The organism is Streptomyces aurantiogriseus (genome assembly GCF_014649375.1).
Lineage (GTDB): Bacteria > Actinomycetota > Actinomycetes > Streptomycetales > Streptomycetaceae > Streptomyces > Streptomyces aurantiogriseus.
On sequence record NZ_BMSX01000001.1, the window covers coordinates 82892 to 105260 of the forward strand.

Consider the following 22369-nt stretch of genomic DNA (forward strand, 5'->3'; position numbering starts at 1 on the left):
CGGGTTCCGGGAGCGGCTAGATTCCGGGCGTATGACCGCCTACCCCCAGGATCCCGACGCCCGACTCGACACGGCGTACCTCGCGTTCTGGCGCGAAAGACACCTGTGCACCCTGACGACACCACGCCCGGACGGCAGCCCGCACGTCGTTCCCGTCGGAGTGACATACGACCCGGAGCGCCGACTGGCTCGGGTCATCACCGACAAGGCGAGCACGAAGGTGCGCAACGTCCTGGCGGCGGGCCCCGACGGCGCCCGGGTCGCGGCCTGCCAGGTCGACGGCCGCCGCTGGGCCACGCTGGAGGGACGGGCGCACGTCCGCACGGAACCGGAGCGGGTCGCTGAGGCGGAGCGGCGCTACGAGGAGCGGTACGGGCGGACGCCGCGGGTGAACCCGACGCGGGTGGTCATCGAGATCGAGGTGGAGCGAGTCATGGGCCACGGGTGACACGAGCCGACGGGGCCCGGGTGACCCAAACGCACCTTCGGCGTTTTCCGGCCACCCGGCCGACCCGCACATACCCCGAAATATCCCCACAAACTGCAGCGGCGTCACCGTGTTCAGGTCACGGTGACGCCGCTGCGGGGGGAAGCACCTGAGGCGATCTTTTACGACGGGGGAATCGCGTCAGGCACTGCGGGGGGTGGCTGAAATGGTCCTGGGAGCGACGGAGCTCGCCGACTCCGCCAGCTGATGGTCGCGCTGATCGAGGTTCACGAAGATCATTCCGTACCGGATGGCACACCGAACGGGCTGTGGCGCGCCCCGAGGCCGCCGCAGGCACCGATAGGCCCTTACGTCCCCGTCCTCGTCCCGCGTGACGACCACCGGCTCTCCGAACACGGTCACCATCAACGAGTCACCGCTGTGGGGGATGGCGGTGACCAGATCGATGAAGTGCCAGCCGGAGCGGTAGGCGGTGGCCATTTCGCGGCGGAAGGAACGGTCGTCAGGCGGTGTGGTCATCTCAATCAGTCCCACCTGGTGTCATAGGGGACGGCCGGCGTGTCCTCGATGACAGCCGCGGCGACCACGGCCTGAGCACCACTCGTCTTGTGCGCGTCGCTCTTCGCTTCGGAGAGGCCGACCAGTGTTCCGACGGCCACAACGGCGGAGAAGGCGGCGACAAGCACCGAGCGAAGCATTCTCTTACGCATAGTCGGCTTCGTCCTCACTTGAAGGTCCCCTCTTCCCCCGTCGAGTAAGACGATGGCTCATTCAGGCACGTCATGGCCACACGATCGGTGCATCATGTTCCTGCATGTTCAGGACCCTGGGGGGTGGAGATTTGGCAACAAATGGGACTAAGGCGACACATCCCCATGCGGTGACCGAGCTCTGTGAGGAGGGAAGCCGCCTCTATGCGCACGCCCTGCGCACCGGCCGCATCCAGCGGGCGGATGTCGAGTCCGCTCCCTGCCTGATGGAGTTCGCCCTCCTCCACCCCGACCCCGACGACGCGAACTGGCTGCGCCCGGTTCCACCGTCCGTCGCGCTGGCCCAGCGGCTGCACCCCATCGAGCGCGAGATCACCGAGAGCCGGCGCCACTCGATCGCGCTCACCGAGGTCTTCGAGCCCTTCATGGCCCTCAGTGCCCGGGAGACCGCCCCCACCCACTCGATCACCGTGCTGGAGGGCCTCGACCGCATCAACGCGGCACTCGACCTGGCCACCTCCCAGTGCCGGACCGAGGTCCTCGCGGTCCAGCCCGGCGGCCACCGCAGCCCCGAGAACCGCCTCCTGGAGGCACTGGAGCGCGACCGCCCGCTGATCGAGCGCGGAGTGCGCATCCGCACCCTCTACCAGCACACGGCCCGCTACGTCCCCGACCGACTGGCCTACGTCGACCAGTTCACCGACGGCAAGGTCGAGTACCGCACCATCGACGAACTCGTGGAGCGCCTGATCATCTGCGACGAGACCGTCGCCTTCATCCCCATCCGCGACGACCGCCAGGTCGCCCTCGAACTGCGGCACCCGGGCCTCGTCCGCTACCTGATCAAGGTCTTCGAGTTCATGTGGAACCGCGCGGTACCGCTCAGAGCGGGCACCCCCTACGAGACCGACCCGGACGGCATCACCGACATCCAGCACTCCATCGCCAAGCTGCTCGTCGAGGGCCACGTCGACGAGGCCATCGCCCGCCGGCTGGGTATGAACGTCCGTACCTGCCGCGCCCACATCGCCAAGCTCGCCACCGCCCTGGGCAGCGGCAGCCGCGCCCAACTCGGCTACCTCATCGCCCAGTCGGGGATCCTGGAGCGCGAGCACTGAACCCGAAGGAGCCACGCGTGACCGCGGCAGCGCACGACCACGGAACGGAGGAGCCCTGCGAGGCGGGCCTGGAGCTCTACGCGCGCGCCCTGCGCTCGGGCCCCGTCCCGGCGGACGAGGCGGCGCCGTACCCCTGCCTGGTCGACACCGGGCTCCTGCGCCCGGACGGTCGCGACCCGGAGCGGCTGCACCCGCTGGCCCCGGCCGTCGCCCTGCCCCGGCTGCTGCGCACCATCGCCGACGACATCGCCCGCCGCCGCCGGCAGGAGACCTGGCTGGCCGAGGCGTTCGAACCGCTCCTCGCGCTCGCCGTCCCCAGCGCCGAACCGGCCGACGCCGCCGAGCTCCGCCTGATCAGCGGCCTCGACCGGATCAACCAGGTCCTCACCCGGACCATGACCCAGGCCTCCGGCGAGGTGCTCGCCATCCAGCCGCACGCCGGCCATGTGGGCCCGGCGCCGGAGGCCCAGGCCGCGGCCCTCGACCGCGACCAGGCCTTCCTCGACCGCGGCGGCCGTATCCGCACCCTCTACCAGCACACCACCCGCCACATGCCCTCGGTCCAGGTCCGCTACGAACGGCTGCGGGGCGACGTGGAGGCCCGCACCCTCGACGAGATCACCGACCGTCTCCTCATCGTCGACCGCGTGGTCGCCTTCATCCCCGCCAGCAAGGACCGCACACTGGCCCTGGAGGTCCGCAACCCGGCCCTGATCGACTACTTCGCCACCACCTTCGACCGCCTCTGGCGCCTGGCGACGCCGATGTACCCCGAAGCCGTCAACCAGCCCACCCTCAACGGCGTCACGCCCCGCCAGCGCGCCATCGCCGCCCTGCTCGTCGAGGGCCACACCGACACCGTCATCGCCGACCGCCTCGGCATGAACGTCCGCACCGCCCGCGTCCACATCGCCAAACTGGCCGCCACCCTCGGCAGCGAGAGCCGCGCCCAACTCGGCTATCTCATCGGGCGGTCGGGGATCCTTGACCGGGAAGGATGACGGGAGCGCCCACCTCGGGCAGCGGCCCGTGCAGCCCCACCTGGGCGATCCGCACCCCCAACTGCGTACGGCTCGCCGCGCCCAGCGTCTCCGACAGGCGGGCGATGTGCGCCCGGCAGGTACGGACGCTGATGCCCAGGCGTTCCGCGATCACCGCGTCCTGGTGGCCCTCCGCCAGCAGCGCCGCGATGGACTGCTCGCGGTGCGAGATGCCCTCGATACGGGTGTCCGGGAGCGGCGCGGTCAGCGGGATCGCCAGCCGCCACAGCCGTTCGAACACCGTGACCAGGTAGGCGATCAGGGCCGGGTGGCGCAGCTCCAGCGCCATCGTGCGGTCGGTGTTCGCGGGGATGAAGGCGACCGTGCGGTCGAAGAGGATCAGCCGGTCGATGACCTCGTCGAGGGTCCGCGCCTCGACCGCGTTTCCCATCAGCTCCAGGTAGTTGAGCAGACCCTGGCCGTGCCGGGCCACGTGGTTGTACAGGTCCCGCATGCGCACGCCCCGCCCGCGCAGCGCGAGCGCCCGGTGCAGGCCCTCCGACAGCTCGTGCTCGCGCCGGATGCCGCCGGGCTGGACCGTCAGCACCTCCGTCGTACACGCCTCCGTCGCCGCGTCCAGGGCCCCCTGGATGCGTGAGTCACCGTCGAGAACGCGGATCGCGGCACCCTCCCCGGCACCGGCCGGCGCCGGCCCGCCCAGGCGCGCGTACCACTCGAAGGCGGCCACCGCCGAACCCATCCGCCGCTGGCTCGCGCTGACGTCGTCGTACAGTCCGCGCAGCAGCCGGGTCATGACCTCCTGCGGGGAGGTCGGCACCAGCCAGTCCATGTCGTCGGGGTCCGGGTGGAGCAGGGCGAGCTCCAGCAGACAGGGCACCGGCTCGGCGTCCCGGCGCGGTACACGGCCCCGCCGTACGGCCCGGGAATACACGCGATCCCCGGCCTCGCACAGTCGGTCAGCACCGTGAGGATGCTCCTCCGTCCCGTGCCCGGCCATCGACCATCCCACCCCCGCTGTCCGCCTCTTCCGCAGCGCAACTATGCGCGGCCCCGGACCGGCTCCGCAACACGGCTCCACGGGGCGGCACCGGGGAAAAGCACCCATACACACGGGTTTCTCCCGGCCTCCGCCCCTCGCACTGCAACAAGCTGGGGGTGGCCGCCGCCTGGCCGGGGACACCCTCGCACGCCCGTGCGCTCCCGGAAAACGAACCGTGATCGTCGTGTTACGTGCCGCACTTAACGTCAGGCCATGGCGGACATATTCGACGCGTACGCGTTGGCCGATGCGTGGGACGAGATGTTCGAGCGGCCGGGTGAGGTCAGGACCGCCTATGAGCCGGTACTGGCGGCACTTCAGCCGATCGAACCGGGTGAACTGCGCTTCCGGGCCGACCAGATGGCCCGTGCGTTCACCGACCGGGGCGTGACGTACGCCTTCGCGGGCGAGGAGCGGCCGTGGCCGCTGGACCTCGTGCCCAGGATCCTCGACGCACTCGAATGGGATTTCATACAACGGGGCGTCAGCCAGAGAGTCAGGGCCCTCGAGGCCTACCTCGCCGACGCCTACGGCTCCTGCCGTGCCTTCGAGGACGGTGTGGTCCCCTGGCGGCTGCTCCTCGGCTCCCCGCACTTCCACCGCGCGGCCCACGGGGTCGAACCACCCGGCGGAGTGCGCATCCACGTCGCCGGCATCGACCTCGTCCGGGACGAGGGCGGGGACTTCCGGGTGCTGGAGGACAACGTCCGGGTGCCGAGCGGTGTCTCGTACGTCATCGAGAACCGGCGGGCGATGACCCGGGTGTTCCCCTCCCTGTTCGACGGCCAGCACGTCCTGCCCGTCGACGGCTACGCCCAGCGACTGCTCGCCGCCCTGCGCGCCGCCGCCCCCGAGGGCGCCGCGGACCCGAGGGTCGTCGTCCTCACCCCCGGCCCCAGCAACGCCGCCTACTTCGAACACGCGCTGCTGGCCCGGCTGATGGGCGTGCAACTGGTCGAGGGCCACGACCTGGTCTGCCGCGGCAACCGGGTGTGGATGCGCACGACTCGCGGCGAGGTCCCCGTCCACGTCGTCTACCGGCGCCTGGACGACGACTTCCTCGACCCCCTCCACTTCCGCCCCGACTCGGTGATCGGCTGCCCGGGCATCATGAGCGCGGCCGTGGCCGGAAACGTCACCCTCGCCAACGCGGTGGGCAACGGGATCGCCGACGACAAGCTCCTCTACACGTACGTCCCGGACCTGATCCGGTACTACCTCTCCGAAGAACCGATTCTCCCCAATGTGGAGTCGTTCCGCCCGGACGAACCGGGCCAGTTGGAGGCGGTCCTGGACCAGATCGGGAGCCTGGTCATCAAGCCGGTGGACGGCGCCGGCGGCCAGGGCATCGTCATCGGCCCCAAGGCGGACGCCGAGACCCTGGAGCGGACGCGGAAGGCGGTCGCCGCCGACCCCCGCGGCTTCATCGCCCAGCGCCCGGTCGCCCTGTCCACCTCCCCCACCCTCGTCGGCGAACGCATGGCACCTCGCCACATAGACCTGCGGCCCTTCGCCGTCAACGACGGCAACGATGTCTGGGTGCTGCCCGGCGGCCTCACCCGCGTCGCCCTCCAGGAGGGCAACCTGATCGTCAACTCCAGCCAGGGCGGCGGTTCCAAGGACACCTGGGTACTCGCCGAGGGGCCCGCGGAAGGGCCCGCCCCGCAGCCGTCCGACGACGCACTCCCGGCCGTGGCCCCCCGCCAGCTCGGCCCCGACGGCACCCCCACCGGCGTACAGGAAGGGGCACAACAGCAGTGAACGACGTCATCCTCTCCCGGATCGCGGAGGCACTGACCTGGACCGGCCGCTATGTCGAACGGGCCGACGCCACCGCACGCATCCTCGACGCCTACCTCCACCGCATGCTGGAGGACCCCTGGCGCGACGAGGACGCCGCCTGCCGGTCGCTGTACGCGATCCTCGGCATGGACGCGGGCGGCGAACCGGTCGACATGCAGCAGGTCCTCGACCAGCTCGCCTTCGACGCCCGCTCGACCGGCTCCATCGAGGGCGCGCTGGGCGCGGCCCGCCTGAACGCGAGAAGCGCCCGCGAGGCCGTGTCCTCGGCGATGTGGGAGTGCCTCAACGCGACCTGGCACGCGCTCGCCGAACAGCGCCGGGCGGCCCGCCGCACGGGCCCGTACGCCTACCTGGAGCTGGTCCGCAGCCGGGCGGCCCTCTTCTTCGGCCTCGCCGACTCGACGATGAGCCGGGACGACAGCTGGCGTTTCGTGGTCCTGGGCCGGAGCCTGGAACGGGTCGACATGACCGTCCGTCTCCTGTCGGTCCGCGTCCTGGACGCGGCCCACGCGCCGGACTGGCCGACGCTGCTGAGCGCGTCCGGCGCCGACGAGGCGTACGCGCGCGTGTACAGCGGCTTCGGCGACACGCCGAGGGTGGCTGAATTCCTCCTCCTGGACCGGGACTTCCCGCGCTCGGCACTGCACGCCCTGACGACGGCGGAGGAGTGCCTGAGCGAGCTGGGCCGACCCCGCCAGGACCCGGCCCGCCGCCCGATCGGCCGCCTGCGCACCCGCCTCGAATACCTGGACTCACCGAGCATGGAAGACCAGCTCCCGGCCTTGCTCCGCGACTTGCAGACGGCCTGCATGGCTTCCGCCGAGGCGGTGGCGGAGCGGTTCTTCCCGTACCAGGGCCCCGTCGAGTGGGCCCAGGAAGGAGCGTGAGCGCCATGACCCGCAGGCTCCGCATCCGCCACACCACCCGCGTCTCCTACGCCCAGGCAGCGGTCTCGTCCCACAACGAGGTCCGCATGACCCCCCTGACCCTGCCGGGCCAGACCACCCTGGACTCCAGGGTGACCATCCGCCCGGCGGCCACGACCTGGTCGTACTGGGACTACTGGGGCACCCAGGTCACCGCCTTCGAGCTGATGGACCCCCACGCGGACCTCACCATCACGGCGTCGAGCCTGGTGGAGACGGCCCCGCCGGGCGAGCTCCCGGAGGCCCCGGCCTGGGGGGAGGTGGCCGAGAAGACGGCCACCTCCCGCCTGCTGGAGTTCGCGAACCCGACACCCCGTACGACGGTCCCCCCGAAGCTGGTGAAGAAGGCGAGGAAGGCGGCAGCGGGCCTCGACCCGCACGAGACGGCGGTGGCGGTGTCGTCCCTGGTCGCCGACCGGGTCGCGTACCTCCCCGGCGTCACCGGCGTGAACACCTCCGCCACCGAGGCCTGGGACCAGGGCGCGGGCGTCTGCCAGGACATCGCCCACCTCACCATCGCCCTCCTCCGCGGCCTCGGCCTCCCCACCCGCTACGTCTCCGGCTACCTCCACCCCGAACGCGAGGCGGAACTCCACCGCCCCGTCGCCGGCCAGAGCCACGCCTGGATCGAGTACTGGGCAGGCGACTGGCACGGCTACGACCCGACGAACCGGACGAGGGCCGACGAGTCCCATGTGGTGGTCGGCCGGGGCCGGGACTATGACGACGTGACCCCGCACAAGGGGGTGTACCGGGGGGTGGCCGGGGGGCCGCCGGAGGTGACGGTGGAGTTCACCCGGGTGGGGTGAGGAGGACGACCCGGGTGCAGAAAACGTAAAGGCCGCAACCGCCCTCACCGCCGGGCCGCTCTACAGGAGCATGCCCGAGATCGAGGACCGTGCCGGAACAGTCGTCCGGCAGTTGGCGCAGTTCGCCTGGCTCCAGGCGCGCTCCTGCGCCTTCGCGGTCGCGCTGTTCGCCGGGATGGCGGTCTCGACGCTGCTCCCGCCCCTGCCGGTGGCCCGCTACGACCTGCTGCTCGCCTACGGTGTGCTCCTCACCGGCGTCGGTTACCTGCTGGGGTGGGAGACCCGGCGGGAGGTGGCGGTGGTGGCCGCCTGCCATGTTCTCGGGCTCGCCTTCGAGATGGTGAAAGTGCACGTCGGCGCGTGGAGCTATCCCGAGCCGGCCCTGGCCGAGATCGCCGGCGTGCCGCTGTACGGGGGCTTCATGTACGCGGCGGTCGGCAGCTACGTCTGCCGGTCCTGGCGGCTGTTCGACCTGACCCTGACCGGCTACCGCGCCCGCGGCACCGCCCTGCTGGCCGCGGGCCTGTACGTCAACTTCCTGAGCCACCACTGGCTGCCGGACCTGCGCTGGGCGCTCGGCGCCCTGCTGCTGGCCGTGACCACGGGGACCTGGGTGCACTTCACGATCGGCGACCGACGCCACCGGATGCCGCTGGCGCTCTCCTTCGCCCTGATCGGCTTCTTCCTCTGGCTGGCCGAGAACATCGCCACCTACCTGGGCGCCTGGAGCTACCCGCACCAACTCCACGGCTGGGAACCGGTCTCGGTGTCCAAGTGGATCTCCTGGGCCCTCCTGATCAGCGTCACCTTCGTCATCTGCGGCTCCCGTCGGCACACGAGGCGGGGAGCGTGGACGTGAACATGCGCGTGGTCAAAGTCAACGTGTCGCTCGCCGCGCTCCTGCTCCTGTTCGTCTCCGTGGTGGCCTTGCGCGCGGTGATCGGACTGTTCACGGCTTCCGCAACGCGCTTTCGGCGGTGGCGAAGTGGGCGATGAGCGCCGTCGCGACCGGCTCGACCACCTCCGGCGCGATCATGTGGCCCATGTCCTGGACCATCAGCAGCCGGGCCCCGGCGATCGCCTCCGCGATCAGCTGTCCGTGTCCGGGCTTGGCCGGTTCGCGGGTGCCCTCGACGACCAGGGTGGGCGCCTGCACCTTGACCAGCGCGTCGACCGGTTCGACCTCGAGGTCGGCCATTCCGGCGAGCCGGTGGTTGGCCGTGGTACGCGGGTCCCGGGCGCGGTCGAACAGCAGCTCCTCCAGGCGTCGTTGGGCGTCCTCGTCGAACGGCAGCGCCGTTCCGTTCATCACCCTGGCCGTCGCGATCTGGAAGTCGACGGCCTCGGCGCGGGTGCTGGGTGGCGCGGCCGCCAGGGCGGCCCGGAAGAACTCGACGAACTCCGGCCGCGGCTCCGGCAGGCTGCCCGGCGGCTGCGGTTCGCCGAGCAGGGCACGGGTCAGCACCTGTCCCTCGCGGGCGCCGAGCGGCGAGGAGCCGATCACCGTGAGGGTGGCCACCCGCTCGGGGTGGTCCGCGGCGATCCACTGGGCGAGCAAGCCGCCCGCTGAGTGGCCGACCACGTGCGCCCGGTCGATGCCGAGGGCGTCCAGCAGGCCGAGCGCGTCGTCCTTGAGCGCCGCCCAGGTGTAGGGGTGGGTCTCGAAGTCCCGGGCCGTGGACCGGCCGACGTCCCGGTGGTCGTAGCGGATGACCCGGTAGCCGGCGGCCGCGAGGCGGCCCACGAACTCGTCGGGCCACAGCAGGCCCTGGGTCATCGAGCCCATGATGAGCAGCACCGGCGGGTGGGAGGGGTCGCCGAACTCCTCCGTCCACAGCTCGATGTCGCCGACCGTGACCAGCTGTCCTTCTGCCGTCATCTGTGTCTCGCTTCTCTCGTTGCCCCGAGGTGTTCTCGTTGACGGGGACAACTCTGCTGGGACGGGCTGTCGGAGCCATCCGTAGGACTACTGGTGGCGACTACTGGCCGCGACCACTGGTGGCGACTACCGAAGCAGCCGGGTCAGCTCCGCGCGCGAGCTGATGCCCAGCTTCGGGTAGACCTTGTACAGGTGGTACTCCACGGTGCGGGGACTGAGGAACAGCTGGGCCGCGACCTCGCGGTTGGACGCGCCCTGGGCCACCAGCCGGGCGATCCGCAGCTCCTGCGGGGTGAGCGCGGCGAGCGCGTCCGGCGCCGGGCGGTCGACGCTCTCCCCCGCGGCCCGCAGCTCGCCCCGCGCGCGCCGCTCCCACGGTTCGGCCGCCAGCCGCTGGAAGACCTCCATGGCCTGGCGCAGGTGCCCTCTCGCCTCGCCGACCCGGCGGGCGCGGCGCAGCCGTTCGCCCAGCAGCAGCGCGGTACGGGCCTGGTCGTAGGCGGCGCCGCTGTCGCCGGCGAGGTGCCCGAGCGCCTCGTGCAGCAGGGACACGGCCGTGTCGTCCTCGGCGACCAGCGCGCGGCAGCGGGCCAGCAGCGCCCGGGAGCGCGCCGAGTCCGCGTGCGCCGACCACCGCTCCAGGAAGGCCACGGCGGTGCGGGCGGCCGCTTCGTCCCCGACGGCCACGGCGGCCTCGACCCGGTCGGCGACCGATCCCCACACGACCACGGGGTGCCCGGCGCCCGGGCCCGCGTCGGCCAGCGCGGTCAGCCGCTCGTGCGCCTGGGCGAACCGGCCGAGGCCGAGGTCGAGGACGCCCAGGGCGTAGGAGGCCACGCCGACGCGCAGTCCCAGCCGGTGCGGAATGGCGATGGCCAGGGCCTGCCGGGCGTGGGTGCGGCAGGCGTCCTCCTGGCCGCGCACCGCGGCGCAGACCGCGAGATTGGCCAGGTGCGCGGCCGCGGAGTTGCTGATGCCCGCTTCCCGGGCAAGCGCCAGCCCCTCCGTCGACAGGGCGGCGCTCAGGGCGAACCGGCTGTTCATCCGCTCGGCGGTGGCGGCGTTCTCCAGGACGACGGGCAGCGTGCCCGCCATTCCGGACACCCGGGCGACCGCGCCGGCCCGTGCCCCGTACGCGGCCGCGGCGTCCCCTTCGCCGAGCAGGCTGGCGGCGGCGGCCGCCCACAGCAGGGTGGCGGCCTCGCCCGCGTCGTCCGGGACGGCCGCCAGGGCCCGTCTGAGCAGCGGCACCCCGCGTTCGGGGTCCCCGCCCTGCAGGGCACCGGACCCGGCCAGGACGTCCCGCACGAACGCGTCGGCGGAACCCGGCGGTTGCGGCTCGGACAGGGCCTCGGCACGGCGGCCGACGCGCACGGTGGCGTCGGTGTCGCCCACGTAGGCGGCGGCCTCGGCGGCGTCCGCGAGCAGCTCGAGCCGGTCGGGTGCCTGGTCCGCCGCGGCGAGGAGGATGCGCAGCGCCTCGGCCGCGTCCCCCGAGTTGAGCGCGAAGCGGCCGCGCAGCTGAGCGAGTTCGGCCAGCAGGCCGGGGTCCGTGGCGGTCTCGCCGGCCGCCGCGAGCGCGCTGTGCGCCTGGCCCGGGCGCCCGCCGAGCCAGGCCGCCACGGCCGCGTCGGTCAGTCGGCGGGCCCGGGCGGCGGGGTCGGGCGTCAGCTGTGCCGCGCGGGTCAGGGCGTCGGCGGCGTCCGCGTGGCCGCCCCGGGCGCGGGCCCGGTCGGCCGCGGCGGCCAGGGCTGCGGCGATCTCCTCGTCGGGGCCGATGGCCGCGGCGGCCAGGTGCCCTGCCCGGCGGTCCGCGTCGCCGGCCGCCCCGAGGACCGCGGCCAGCGCCTCGTGGGCGGCGCGCCGGTCCGCCGGGCTCGCGGCGGCGTGCACCGCCGAGCGGATCAGCGGGTGCCGGAAAGTGATCGCGGCGGGCCCGGCCGCCACCAGCCCGGCGGCCTCGGCCGGCTCCAGGGCGTGCTCCGGGGCCCCGAGCCGGGCGGCGGCGGCCAGCACCACCCGGGGGTCGCCGCGCCCGTCGAGCGCGGCGGCCAGCAGCACCCGGCGGGTACCGGTGGGCAGTGCGGCGAGCCGGCCACCGTAGACGGCGGTGACTCCCTCGCCCAGCGGCAGCGGGTCGGGCAGCGGCTCGTGACCCGTCAGCTGGCCGGCCGTCAGCAGTTCGGCGATCTCCCGCAGGGCGAGCGGGTTGCCGCCGGTGGCCTCGGCGATCAGGGCCGCGACCCGCGGCGAGGGCTCCACGGCCGCCCAGGCGGCGAGGGCCCCGGCCGCGTCGGCGACGTCCAGCCCGGTCAGCCGCCGCTCCGGCAGGTCGCGCAGCGCGTACCGGGTGTCGGGGGTGTCGCGGGTGGCGATCAGCAGCCCCACGCCGTCGGTGTCCAGACGGCGCGCGGCGAACAGCAGGGCGTCGGCGGAGGCCCGGTCGACCCAGTGGAAATCGTCGATGACGCACAGCAGCCCGTGCGGCCGCCCGGCCTCGGCCAGCAGCGACAGCACCCCCGCGGCCACCAGGAACCGGTCCTGTACGGCGGGCGGCGCGGCCAGCCCCAGCGCCCCGCGCACGGCGTCCCGCTGCGGACCGGGTAAGGCGTCGGTGAGCCCGGCGACCGGCCGCAGCAACTGGTGCAGGGCGGCGAAGGCGAGGTTCGTCTCGGGTTCGGCGCCGGTGGCGCGCAGGACCTTGGCGGGGGCGGCGTGCTGGGCGGCGTGCCGCAGCAGCGCGGACTTGCCGACGCCGGGCTCGCCGCGCAGTGCCAGGACCCGCCCGGCGCCGGACCGGATGCCGTCGAGCAGATCGGTGAGCTCCGCGCGTTCGGCGGCGCGTCCGGCAAGTCGGCCCCCTGGCATGCGCGTATCCCCCTGTCCTCGTCAGCGCGGCGGGTCCGGCCGCGCGTCGGGGGCGACTGTACCGGCCCGGCGATCACGGTCCCCGGTCCGCTCCGCCGGGACGCAGGGCCTCCTCGTGCGGCAGCCCGAGCGCCCGGGGTCCGGGCATCCGCCATCGGCGGCCTTCTTCCCGGCGGCGGGCGCGACCGGCCCGTCAGCGGCCTTCTTCCCGGCGGCGGGCCCGATCGGATCGCCCACGCCTCTGCCGCGGCTTCCTCTGTGCGGCCCGGCATCGCCGGCACGCGGCGGCGGTACTCCGGCGCCGTCTGCCGGTCACCCGAGCCGGCACGACAGCCCGGTCCTCCCTCCGTTCGGCCGACGGTCGCCGCGGAAGCGGAACAGCCGCTGCGCCTCCCGCATGAGACCGCCGCTCCCATGACGGACCGTCACTTCCCAACAAGCGCCCGGCGGCCCGCCGTTCTCAGCTTGTGGAAACGTTCACGCCAAAGTCCAAATTTCACCTATCCTCAACATCGCACGCGCAACTCCCCCACCAGCCCCACCTGCCCGCGCGCCCACCGCTCTCCCCTCCCTCCCCCCATGCCAACCACCGACGTTCCATGGGCCGAAAGGGCTGCCATCAAGTGACCGAGGGTTCCTCCGCCGTCCCCCGCAGACCGATTCTGCGGACGACGGCCATCGCCACCGTGCTCGCCGCCGCCGCGAGCGGCGCCGTGTTCACCCTTCCCGCCCAGGCCGCGACCAGCTGCGCCTCCCCCGTGTACACGCGGCAGTTCTTCGCGAACACCACCTTCTCCGGGACGCCGAAGCAGACCGGCTGCGACGCCGCGATCAGCGAGAACTGGGGTGCCAAGGCCCCGATTTCGAGCCTGCCGACGAACAACTTCGGTGTCCGCTGGTCCGTGACACGGGACTTCGGCTCCGGCGGTCCCTTCACCTTCACCGCCGCCGCGCAGGACGGCATCCGCGTCTACGTCGACGGCGTCCGCAAGGTCGACCTGTGGAAGAACGTGTCGACGACGGTGAAGAAGACCGTCGACCTGACCATCGCGCCCGGCAAGCACACCCTTCGTGTGGACTACGTGAACTGGACGGGCAACGCCAACGTCGGCTTCACGTACACACCCCGCACCTCCGCCGCCGTCGACAAGGTCAAGCCGCTGACCCCGACAGGTCTCGCGGTCGCGTACGACACCGCCACCGGCAGGGCGAAGCTCACCTGGGCGGCGAACAAGGAGATGGACCTCGCGGGTTACCGCGTCTACCGGCGCGACCTCGCCACGAACGTCGAGACGCTGCTGGCCACCACCACCGCCACCACCCACACCGACGCCACCCTCCCGGTTACCGGTGCCGCCTACGCCTACCGGGTGTTCGCGTACGACAAGGCCGGCAACCAGTCGGCCGGTACGGCGGAGAAGTCCGTCACCACCGCCGACCGCACCGCCCCCGCCCTCCCCTACGACCTGAAGGTCACCGACGCCGCCGACGGCAACAAGCTGGTCTGGTCGGGCGTCGAGGAGGCGGAGAGCTACCTGGTCTACCGGGCCACGGCCGTCGACGGCACGTACGTGAAGATCGGCTCCTCGACCGGCACCTCCTTCTACGACGACACCGCCGCCGAGAAGTCGACGTACTTCTACGCCGTCGCCTCCGCCGACGCGGCAGGAAACGTTTCTGCGAAGACCGCGCCGGTCACCTCCACCCGCGCCGACCGCACCCCGCCCACCGTCCCGGCCGGCCTGGCCGCCACGGGCACCGTCGACGGCATCGACCTCACCTGGACGGCCAACTCCGACGACACGACCGCCTACCAGGTGTGGGTGCGCCGGCCGGGCTCGGAGGACTTCGTCTACCTCAACACCGTCCAGGGCGCCACGACCTACCTCGACACCGCCGCCGAACCGGGTACGGGGTCGCAGTACCTGCTCCGGGCCGTGGACGACACCGGCAACCTCTCCGGCGAGTCCGAGGTCGCCTACGCCCTCCGCCCGCACAAGGTCCAGCCGGTGCCCGGCGCGGACGCGGTGGTGGACGCCGAGGGCGACGGCGACCACACCAGCGTGCAGGCGGCCCTGGACGCCCTCGGCGCGGGCACCTCCGCCAACCCGGTGATCATCCAGGTCAACCCGGGGACCTACAAGGAACTCGTCGACGTCTCCAAGCCGTACGTCCAGCTGATCGGCGCGGGTGACGACCCGTCCGAGACGGTCATCACCTACGACAACGCGGCCGGCACCCCCGCCGCCGGGGGCGGCACGCTCGGCACGCAGAACAGCCGGACGATGTACGTGCGCGGCTCGGACTTCCTCGCCCGCAACCTCACCGTCGAGAACTCCTACGACGAGGCCGCCGGCACCTACGCCAACGAGCAGGCCGTCGCCCTGCTCACCCAGGCCGACCGGCTCGTCTTCGACAACGTCCGCTTCCTCGGCAACCAGGACACCCTGTTCCTGAAGTCGACGACGACCACGACCCCCAACCGGGTCTACTTCACGAACTCCTACGTCGAGGGCGACGTGGACTTCGTCTGCGGCTACGCCACGGCCGTCTTCGACAAGTCGACGCTGAAGCTGCTCAGCCGCGGAGACGACAAGAACAACGGCTACCTGGCGGCGCCCTCCACGGACGCGTCCACGCAGTACGGCTTCCTGGTCACCGACTCCACGCTGGTGAGCGACGCGCCCGCCAACACCTTCCACCTGGGCCGGCCGTGGGTGACCGCGTTCGCCGGCGCCAAGGGCAGCCTGGTGGTCCGGGACTCGGTGCTGCCGGCGGCCGTGAAGGCGGCGCCGTACACGGACTGGACCTCCGGCGGGACGGCGTACTCCTGGAAGGACTCCTTCTTCCGTGAGTACAACAACAGCGGCCCCGGCTCGGTCGCCGCGGCCACCGCGGACCGGCCGCAGCTGACGGCCGAGGAGGCGGCGGCCTTCGAGACCGCCGACTACCTGCGCGGCTGGACGCCGCCGGTCGGCTGAGACACGAAGGAGGGGGGTACGCGGTCGCGCGTACCCCCCTCTTCGTCGTTCCGGCTCACTTGAGGCCGATGGCCTCGCACGCCGCCTTGTACTTGGCGGTGCAGATGTCGGACACCTTGTGGATGCCGTCCGCGATGACCGTCTCCTGGATGTTGCTCTTCGTCAGCGCGACCACGGTCACCAGGTTGGCCCGGATGCCCTTGTTCGTGGGGCTGTCGACCTTGTCACGGGTGAGGGCGTCGAACTGGATGTCCCGGCCCTGGACCTTGGCGACGGCCATCTCCGCGGCGGCCTCGGCCATCGTCGGGTAGGGCTTGTACACGCTCATGTACTGCTCGCCGCTGATGATCCGCTGCACCGCCGGCAGCTCCGCGTCCTGGCCGGTGATCGGGGGCAGGTCGCTGTCGCTGACGCCCGCGGCCTTCAGGGCCTTGATGATGCCGCCGGCCATGGCGTCGTTCGCGGAGTAGACGGCCGCGATGTTGTCCTTGCCGATCTTGCTGATCGCCTCGGTCATCTCGGACTGGGCGACCTCCGGGCTCCACTTCTTGGTGTCGTAGGACGCGGAGATCGTGACCCGGCCGTTGAGCTCCGACATCGCGCCGTCCTTGAACTGCTTGGCGTTCGGGTCGGTGGGCGAGCCGTTGATCATGACGATCTTGTCGGAGGTGTCGGCCGTGCCGAGCGCCTCCACCAGGGTGCGGCCCTGCACCTCGCCGACCAGCTCGTTGTCGAAGGAGACGTACGCGTCGATCGGGCCCTGGGCCAGGCGGTCGTAGGCGATGACGGGGATACCCGCGTCCTTGGCCTTCTGCACCGTGTCCGCGATGGTCTTGGAGTCGACGGCGTCCAGCAGGATGATGTCGACCTTCTCCTCGATCATCCGCTCCATCTGGCTCACCTGGGTGTCCGGGTCGGCGTCCGCGTTGGCGTACTCCGTCTTGCCCTTGTTCTGGGTGAGGGAGGCGATCTTCGCCTTGATGATGGGGTAGTCGAACTGCTCGTACCGGGTGTTCGTCTTCTCCGGCATCAGCACGCCCACCGTGATGTCGTTGGTCTTGGTCGGTGTCGCTTCGCCGGCGTCCTCTGTCGCGCCCAGCATGCCGCATCCGGCAAGCGAGAAGGAGAGCGTGGAGGAGGCCACGGCTATGGCGATACGACGACGCATTCGGGGGCTCACTTCAGGTGCGTTTCCGGACATGGGTGCTGACTTTCGACCCAGTTCTAAAAGCCAACGCGGCGTCGGCCACCGCAGTCAAGCGCTACTACTTAACGAAGTAGCAACATCACCCTCCGCTTAGCGTGTGAAGACACATGGAGACGGGACGGAGACAGCGCGAAGAGAAAGCGGAATCCCATCCAAACACCCTTTACGGGCCCTCCACCCAAGCCGACTTCAGGAGACGGCAAAGAACCGCACAACCAACTCCGTTGCTCGCGAGTCGTGATCACGGCGGGTGTTTCTGTCGTCCCGCTGTCCCGATCCAGAGCAGAGGACCGCATGGACCGCATGCCCACAGCCAGACTCGCGACGGCCGTCGTGCTCGCCACGACCGGCGGTCTGCTCAGCACGGCCACCCCATCCGCCTCGGCCGCGACGAGCTGCGCCTCACTGGTCTACAAACGGCAGATCTTCGCCAACACCACCTTCTCCGGCACCCCGAAGCAGACCGGCTGCGACGCCGCGATCAACGAGAACTGGGGCACCGGCGCCCCCGCCTCCGGAGTCCCCGCCAACAACTTCTCCGTCCGCTGGACGGTGACGAGGGACTTCGGCTCCGGCGGCCCCTTCACCTTCACGGCCGCCGCGCAGGACGGCATCCGCGTCTACGTCGACGGCGTCCGCAAGATCGACCTGTGGAAAAACGTCTCCTCCACGGTGGCGAGGACGCTCAACCTCACCATCCCCTCCGGCAAGCACACCCTCCGCGTCGACTACGCGAACTGGACGGGCAGTGCGAACGTCAAGTTCACCTACGCCCCCCGCACTTCGGCGACCGTCGACAAGGTGAGGCCGCTCGCCCCGACCGAGGTGGGCGTCGGCTACACCCTCGACACCAACAAGGCCAAGTTCACCTGGGCGAAGAACAAGGAGATGGACCTCGCCGGGTACCGGGTCTACCGCCGCGTGGCCGGCTCGTCCACCTGGACGAAGCTCGCCACCACCACGTCGAACACGTACACCGACTCCCCGCCGATGGACGGCCGGACCTACTACTACGAGATCCGCGCCTTCGACAAGGCGGGCAACGTCTCGGCCGGTTCGGCGGACCGGGGCATCACCAGTGTCGACCGCGTGGCCCCCGCCGCCCCGGTCGGCGTCACCGCCAAGTCCACGAAGACGGCCAACACCCTGTCCTGGACCGCGGTGCCGACCGCGGTCCAGTACGAGATCGTCCGCGCGAACACGGCCGACGGCCCGTACACGAGCGTCGGGCGGGTCCTGACCACGTCGTACTCCGATGCCCTCGCCCCGGCCGATGTGCCGGTCTTCTACAAGGTGCGGGCCCTGGACGCGTCCGCGAACCCGTCGCCGTACTCGAAGGTGGTCACCGCCACGCGCGACACCGTGCCACCGGGCGCTCCACAGGACCTGAAGGTCGTCTCCCAGGATGTCGGCGGCGTGACCCTGACCTGGCTGAAGGGCGGCTCGGACGCGGCCGGTTACGTCGTCTACCGCTCGACCACCAACACCGGCGGCCAGATCAGGATCGGCACGACCTCCACCCTCACCTACCGGGACACCACGGGCGAACCGGGTCGGCCGTACAAGTACTACGTGACCGCCGTGGACGCGGCCGGCAACGAGTCGGCGGCGCTGGAGGCGTACGCCACCCGCACGGTCGACCAGAACACCGCGCCCAACACCCCGACCTGGGGCACCGCCAAGATCATCGGTGACCAGCTCATCCTCGACTGGGGCCAGGACGGCTACGTCAAGGTCGGCGGCTACCTCATCTACCGCTCCCGCTCGGCCACCGTGGACACGTCCGCGACGGCGACGCCGTACGCCTCCGTCGACGGCGCGTTCTCCCAGTACCAGGCCACGATCCCCGCCACCGAACGCGACTACTACTACGCCGTCGTCGCCACCTCGGCCGGCTACGGCGTCCGCTCGGCCGCCTCGAGCGCGGTGCTGCCGTCCGTGAGCGCGACGCCGCCGCCCCAGCCCACCCAGGTGGACGAGGTCACGGCCGGCGACGGCTGGGTGAAGCTGACCTGGGGGACCGCGCCGGACCTCCCGGGCGACTCCCGCATCACCGGTTACCGCGTCTACCGCTCGACCACCCCGGGCGTCACCAAGGAGAACGCCGAGGCGGTCTTCACCACCACGGCGTCCGACCACACCGACACCGGCCTGACCAACGGCACGACGTACTACTACGCCGTCACCACGGTCAACGCGGCCGGCCTGGAGTCGGCCCTGTCGCCGGAGGTCTCGGCGACCCCCGCCGCCCCCCAGAGCTGAAGGAGCCCATGAACTCCGCCGTCCGGGCCACGGCGGTCGTGCTCGCCACGACCGCCGGCCTGCTCACCGCCGTCACGGCCACCCCCGCGTCGGCCGTGACGACCTGCACCTCCCCGGTCTACAAGCGCCAGCTCTTCGCGAACACCACCTTCTCCGGCACCCCGAAGCAGACCGGCTGCGACGCCGCGATCAGCGAGAACTGGGGCGCCAAGGCCCCCGCCTCCGGCCTGCCGACGAACAACTTCGGCGTCCGCTGGACGGTCACCCGTGACTTCGGCTCCGGCGGTCCCTTCGCGCTGAACGTCGCCGTCCAGGACGGCCTCCGCGTGTACGTCGACGGCGTCCGCAAGGTCGACGTCTGGAAGAACGTGTCGACGACGGTGAAGAAGACCGTCAACGTCACGATCCCGGCCGGCAAGCACACCCTCCGCGTCGACTACGTGAACTGGACGGGCAACGCCAACGTCGGCTTCACGTACACACCCCGCACCACCGCCACCGTCGACAAGGTCAAGCCGCTGACCCCGACGGGTCTCGCGGTCGCGTACGACACCGCCACCGGCCGGGCGAAGCTCGCCTGGGCGGCGAACAAGGAGATGGACCTCGGGGGCTACCGGGTCTACCGGCGCCCCGCCGACGGCGCCTCCTGGACTCGGCTGGTCTCCACCGTCTCCACCACGTACACCGACACCACACTCCCGGTGACCGGTGCGGCCTACGCCTACGAGCTGCGCGCCTATGACAAGGCGGGGAACGAGTCGGCGGGCACCGCCGTCAGGACCGTCACCACTGCCGACCGGACCGCCCCCGCCGTGCCGGCCGGACTGCCCACCGCCAGCAAGCCGGAGGGGCTCCAGTTCGCCTGGGGCGAGGTCGCGGGGGCGGCGTCGTACCGCGTGTACCGGGCGGCGAGCCTGAGCGGCACCTACACCCGGATCGGCACCACCGACCAGACCTCGTACCTGGACTCCACCGCCGTGGAGGGCACCACGTACTACTACCGCGTGACCGCGCTGGACGCGGCGGGCAACGAGTCCGCGCAGTCCGGCGCCGTGGTCGGCACGCGCCGGGACGTCACCCCGCCGTCCGCCGTCACCGGCGTGACGGTCACGCCGACCGAGTACGGCTTCGAGGTGCGCTGGGACGCCAACCCGACCGCCGACCTGGAGAGTTACACGGTCCGCCGGGGTGAGCTCTGGGGCGAGGAGGGGGACGAGCAGGTGTGCTCCCTGTACCCGGGCTACTACGTGTCGGCCGACACCACCTCGTACGCGTACACCGCCCTCCCCGACGGTGAGGAATCCTGCTTCATCGTCGACGCCGTCGACGACGCCGGGAACTCCTCGTTCCGGTGGACCGGCGAGGCGCAGATCGTGACCGTGACCGAGCTCGACATGACGCCGAGCGTGGCCACGCCCGAGGGATCGCCGCTGACCCTGACGGTGGAGGCGGCCGAGGGCGACGAGGGCAACCGGCTGACCTGGCACGGGCTTGCCGAATCGGCTCCGGAGCAGGCCGGCGGCTACCGCGTCCACCGCTGGAACCCGGAGACCTCCTCCTACGAGAGGATCGCCGACCTGCCGAGCGGGGCCTTCGAGTTCTTCGACACCGGAGTGCCGCGCGGGACCACCTCCTTCTACTGGGTCACCGCGGTGACGGAGGACGGTTCCGAGTCCCTGCCGGCGGGCGACTGGGCAGTCACCGCGCCGTAGCGCGGAAGCGGCCGTGATACGGCCGTGACCTGCGGAATTACCGCTTCCGGCGCCGTTGCGAAGTGGTGACGAAGCGGCAGTTGATCACAATTGAAGACTGGGTGAAGATGGGTGCACCGCGGGCCGCCGGGGGGACAGCAGGACCGGCCGGCACGCGGGCGCCTCTCTCGTCTCCGTGCGTTTCCCAGAACCGGTTGACCGCTTCCCGTAACTCGTGCGCACCGGTTCCCTTTCCGTCTCACTCCCTGGGGGGAAGTCCACCATGACCGCGTCCGTCGCGTCCGCTCGTCCCGTCGCCGCCCGCCGTATCCGCATCCTGGCCGCGACCACCGTCGTCGCCGCCGTCGCCGGCACCGCCTCCGTCCCGGTGACCGCCTTCGCGGCCGACCAGGCGCAGGCGAGTGGCAAGCCGCTGACGATGACGCTGGGCGCGCCCACCCCGGGGAACCCGCTGAAGCGGGGCGGGGCGACGGAGTCGATGACCCTGAAGGTCACCAACTCCTCCGACAAGGCACAGGAGTTCTCGTCCTGGCTGCTGGGCGAGGCGGACGGTCCGAGCCCGCTGCTGAAGGACTCCGTGGTCTTCGACGTCACCGCGCTCGACGCGCCCGCCACCAAGTCCCGGATCGGGCGGCAGGGCGGCGCCTGGCAGGGCCTGTTCTTCCCGGCCACCGGTGACGCCTCCGACAGCTTCTCGATCCCCGCGAAGACCGAGTTCACCTGGAAGGTCACCGTCGGCCTCGGCGCCAACTACCCGACCAACGACGGCAACTTCACGCTGATCGCGGACGCGCTGGAGGGTGACGTCGACGCCGACCGGGCCCGCAACACCGTCGTCTTCAAGACGGACCCGCAGATCACGCCGGGCAAGCTGAACCTGGGCTGGGAGCGGGACGACAACGTCGTCGCCCGCCCGGGCCAGCGCACCGGCCTGACGCTGAACGCGACCGCCACCGGCCCCGGCGAGTTCCCGGCCGAGCTGAGCCGCACGGTCTCCGCGCAGGGCTTCCGTGAGGCCGCCGGTCACCCGGACTTCCTCCTGGAGGCCGAGGTCGGCGGCAAGATCGTGAAGCTGAAGGAGATCAACGAGAGCGAGTGGGAGCTGCCCGCCATCCCGAAGGGCTTCAGCGCGGCCTCCGGCAAGAACAGCATCAAGCTGTACCTCTCCGTGGGCAAGAACACCGACATCAAGGAGGACGCCAAGGTGCCGCTGGAGGCCCTGTTCTCCATGGAAGACGCCTGGGGCTTCAACGGCGCCAGGACCGAGGTGACGGCCGGCCCCGCGAAGCCGGCCTCGAGCTCCCCCTCGGCCTCCCCGTCTCCTTCCGCTTCCACGTCGCCCTCCCCGTCCGCCTCCGCCTCCACCTCCGCGACCCCGTCGCCGTCCACCTCCACGACCCCGGCCGCCACCACGACGACGACCACGACCACGGACAACACGACCACCACCGGCTCCCTGGCCAACACCGGCTCCAGCGCGAACAAGTACGCGGCCCTCGCCACCGCCCTGGTGACCCTGGGCGCAGTGGCCACCTGGCTCGGCACCCGCCGCCGCCGCGAGACGCGCGCCTGACGGTCGATCACCGACGCGAAGGGCCCGGAGGAC

At 71.6% G+C, this 22369-nt stretch carries 17 protein-coding genes; 11 read left to right on the plus strand and 6 right to left on the minus strand.

All coding sequences use genetic code 11. The features are described 5' to 3' along the window. The first annotated feature begins 31 nt into the window (after positions 1 to 31). The gene (locus IE263_RS00370) at positions 32 to 448 is read left to right on the plus strand and encodes a pyridoxamine 5'-phosphate oxidase family protein (protein WP_189931054.1); all 417 of its coding nucleotides are present in this window, start codon (positions 32 to 34) and stop codon (positions 446 to 448) included. Positions 449 to 628: 180 nt separating this feature from the next. Here the strand turns inward: IE263_RS00370 and IE263_RS00375 are convergent, their stop codons facing one another. Together IE263_RS00375 and IE263_RS00380 are read right to left on the minus strand one after the other, a co-directional pair. Continuing rightward, the gene (locus IE263_RS00375) at positions 629 to 967 is read right to left on the minus strand and encodes a Rieske (2Fe-2S) protein (RefSeq protein ID WP_189931055.1); all 339 of its coding nucleotides are present in this window, start codon (positions 965 to 967) and stop codon (positions 629 to 631) included. 5 nt (positions 968 to 972) lie between these two features. Further along, positions 973 to 1158 carry a hypothetical protein gene (locus IE263_RS00380; RefSeq protein WP_189932068.1) on the minus strand — a complete coding sequence of 62 codons (186 nt, stop codon included), beginning with the start codon at positions 1156 to 1158 and terminating at the stop codon, positions 973 to 975. 104 nt (positions 1159 to 1262) lie between these two features. On the opposite strand from IE263_RS00380, the gene IE263_RS00385 reads away from it, so the two are divergent. Both IE263_RS00385 and IE263_RS00390 read left to right on the plus strand, forming a co-directional pair. Further along, positions 1263 to 2276: a helix-turn-helix transcriptional regulator gene (locus IE263_RS00385; protein WP_229910720.1), complete on the plus strand. Its 1014-nt coding sequence runs from the start codon at positions 1263 to 1265 to the stop codon at positions 2274 to 2276. Positions 2277 to 2293: 17 nt separating this feature from the next. Next, positions 2294 to 3277 (plus strand): helix-turn-helix transcriptional regulator, encoded by a 984-nt coding sequence (locus IE263_RS00390; protein ID WP_189931058.1) that lies wholly within the window; start codon positions 2294 to 2296, stop codon positions 3275 to 3277. Here IE263_RS00390 and IE263_RS00395 read toward each other — a convergent pair. Next, complete coding sequence (locus IE263_RS00395) at positions 3240 to 4274, minus strand: helix-turn-helix transcriptional regulator (protein ID WP_189931060.1); 1035 nt, start codon at positions 4272 to 4274, stop codon at positions 3240 to 3242. The two genes, IE263_RS00390 and IE263_RS00395, sit on opposite strands and share 38 nt — an antisense overlap. Before the next feature lie 255 nt (positions 4275 to 4529). On the opposite strand from IE263_RS00395, the gene IE263_RS00400 reads away from it, so the two are divergent. The 4 genes from IE263_RS00400 (at position 4530) to IE263_RS00415 (ending at position 8713) form a co-directional block, all read left to right on the plus strand. Continuing rightward, entirely contained in the window at positions 4530 to 6077 is a 1548-nt protein-coding gene (locus IE263_RS00400) for a circularly permuted type 2 ATP-grasp protein (RefSeq protein ID WP_189931061.1), read from the plus strand. After that, a complete protein-coding gene (locus IE263_RS00405; RefSeq protein WP_189931079.1) occupies positions 6074 to 7006 on the plus strand; it encodes an alpha-E domain-containing protein in 933 nt (310 codons plus the stop codon). The genes IE263_RS00400 and IE263_RS00405 overlap by 4 nt, the downstream gene beginning before the upstream one ends. A gap of 5 nt (positions 7007 to 7011) precedes the next feature. Then, positions 7012 to 7854: a transglutaminase family protein gene (locus IE263_RS00410; protein ID WP_189931082.1), complete on the plus strand. Its 843-nt coding sequence runs from the start codon at positions 7012 to 7014 to the stop codon at positions 7852 to 7854. A 70-nt stretch (positions 7855 to 7924) separates the two neighbouring features. Next, on the plus strand, positions 7925 to 8713 hold the full coding sequence (locus IE263_RS00415) for a DUF817 domain-containing protein (protein ID WP_189931084.1): 789 nt from the start codon (positions 7925 to 7927) through the stop codon (positions 8711 to 8713). A gap of 90 nt (positions 8714 to 8803) precedes the next feature. Here IE263_RS00415 and IE263_RS00420 read toward each other — a convergent pair whose 3' ends face one another. After that, positions 8804 to 9733 (minus strand): alpha/beta fold hydrolase, encoded by a 930-nt coding sequence (locus IE263_RS00420; protein WP_189931086.1) that lies wholly within the window; start codon positions 9731 to 9733, stop codon positions 8804 to 8806. 126 nt (positions 9734 to 9859) lie between these two features. After that, complete coding sequence (locus IE263_RS00425) at positions 9860 to 12601, minus strand: ATP-binding protein (protein ID WP_189931088.1); 2742 nt, start codon at positions 12599 to 12601, stop codon at positions 9860 to 9862. Positions 12602 to 13224: 623 nt separating this feature from the next. On the opposite strand from IE263_RS00425, the gene IE263_RS49425 reads away from it, so the two are divergent. Then, positions 13225 to 15582: a pectinesterase family protein gene (locus IE263_RS49425; RefSeq protein WP_268255983.1), complete on the plus strand. Its 2358-nt coding sequence runs from the start codon at positions 13225 to 13227 to the stop codon at positions 15580 to 15582. Between the two features lie 55 nt (positions 15583 to 15637). Here the strand turns inward: IE263_RS49425 and IE263_RS00440 are convergent, their stop codons facing one another. Further along, on the minus strand, positions 15638 to 16750 hold the full coding sequence (locus tag IE263_RS00440) for a sugar ABC transporter substrate-binding protein (RefSeq protein ID WP_229910721.1): 1113 nt from the start codon (positions 16748 to 16750) through the stop codon (positions 15638 to 15640). A gap of 342 nt (positions 16751 to 17092) precedes the next feature. Between IE263_RS00440 and IE263_RS00445 the strand changes: the two genes are divergently transcribed. From IE263_RS00445 to IE263_RS00455, 3 genes are all read left to right on the plus strand, one after another. Next, on the plus strand, positions 17093 to 19051 hold the full coding sequence (locus tag IE263_RS00445) for a fibronectin type III domain-containing protein (RefSeq protein ID WP_189931090.1): 1959 nt from the start codon (positions 17093 to 17095) through the stop codon (positions 19049 to 19051). An 8-nt stretch (positions 19052 to 19059) separates the two neighbouring features. Continuing rightward, positions 19060 to 20763: a fibronectin type III domain-containing protein gene (locus IE263_RS00450; protein ID WP_189931092.1), complete on the plus strand. Its 1704-nt coding sequence runs from the start codon at positions 19060 to 19062 to the stop codon at positions 20761 to 20763. A gap of 262 nt (positions 20764 to 21025) precedes the next feature. Then, entirely contained in the window at positions 21026 to 22336 is a 1311-nt protein-coding gene (locus tag IE263_RS00455) for an LPXTG cell wall anchor domain-containing protein (protein ID WP_189931094.1), read from the plus strand. The last annotated feature ends 33 nt before the right edge of the window (positions 22337 to 22369 follow it).

Excerpts from the sequence above, each read along its gene's own strand:
- IE263_RS00380 (WP_189932068.1), bottom strand. The coding sequence starts at position 1,158 with ATGCGTAAGAGAATGCTTCGCTCGGTGCTTGTCGCCGCCTTCTCCGCC.
- IE263_RS00385 (WP_229910720.1), top strand. The coding sequence starts at position 1,263 with ATGTTCAGGACCCTGGGGGGTGGAGATTTGGCAACAAATGGGACTAAG.
- IE263_RS00400 (WP_189931061.1), top strand. The coding sequence starts at position 4,530 with ATGGCGGACATATTCGACGCGTACGCGTTGGCCGATGCGTGGGACGAG.
- IE263_RS00425 (WP_189931088.1), bottom strand. The coding sequence starts at position 12,601 with ATGCCAGGGGGCCGACTTGCCGGACGCGCCGCCGAACGCGCGGAGCTC.
- IE263_RS00410 (WP_189931082.1), top strand. The coding sequence starts at position 7,012 with ATGACCCGCAGGCTCCGCATCCGCCACACCACCCGCGTCTCCTACGCC.
- IE263_RS00375 (WP_189931055.1), bottom strand. The coding sequence starts at position 967 with ATGACCACACCGCCTGACGACCGTTCCTTCCGCCGCGAAATGGCCACC.
- IE263_RS00445 (WP_189931090.1), top strand. The coding sequence starts at position 17,093 with ATGCCCACAGCCAGACTCGCGACGGCCGTCGTGCTCGCCACGACCGGC.
- IE263_RS00420 (WP_189931086.1), bottom strand. The coding sequence starts at position 9,733 with ATGACGGCAGAAGGACAGCTGGTCACGGTCGGCGACATCGAGCTGTGG.
- IE263_RS00455 (WP_189931094.1), top strand. The coding sequence starts at position 21,026 with ATGACCGCGTCCGTCGCGTCCGCTCGTCCCGTCGCCGCCCGCCGTATC.
- IE263_RS00370 (WP_189931054.1), top strand. The coding sequence starts at position 32 with ATGACCGCCTACCCCCAGGATCCCGACGCCCGACTCGACACGGCGTAC.
- IE263_RS00450 (WP_189931092.1), top strand. The coding sequence starts at position 19,060 with ATGAACTCCGCCGTCCGGGCCACGGCGGTCGTGCTCGCCACGACCGCC.
- IE263_RS00440 (WP_229910721.1), bottom strand. The coding sequence starts at position 16,750 with ATGCGTCGTCGTATCGCCATAGCCGTGGCCTCCTCCACGCTCTCCTTC.
- IE263_RS00415 (WP_189931084.1), top strand. The coding sequence starts at position 7,925 with ATGCCCGAGATCGAGGACCGTGCCGGAACAGTCGTCCGGCAGTTGGCG.
- IE263_RS00395 (WP_189931060.1), bottom strand. The coding sequence starts at position 4,274 with ATGGCCGGGCACGGGACGGAGGAGCATCCTCACGGTGCTGACCGACTG.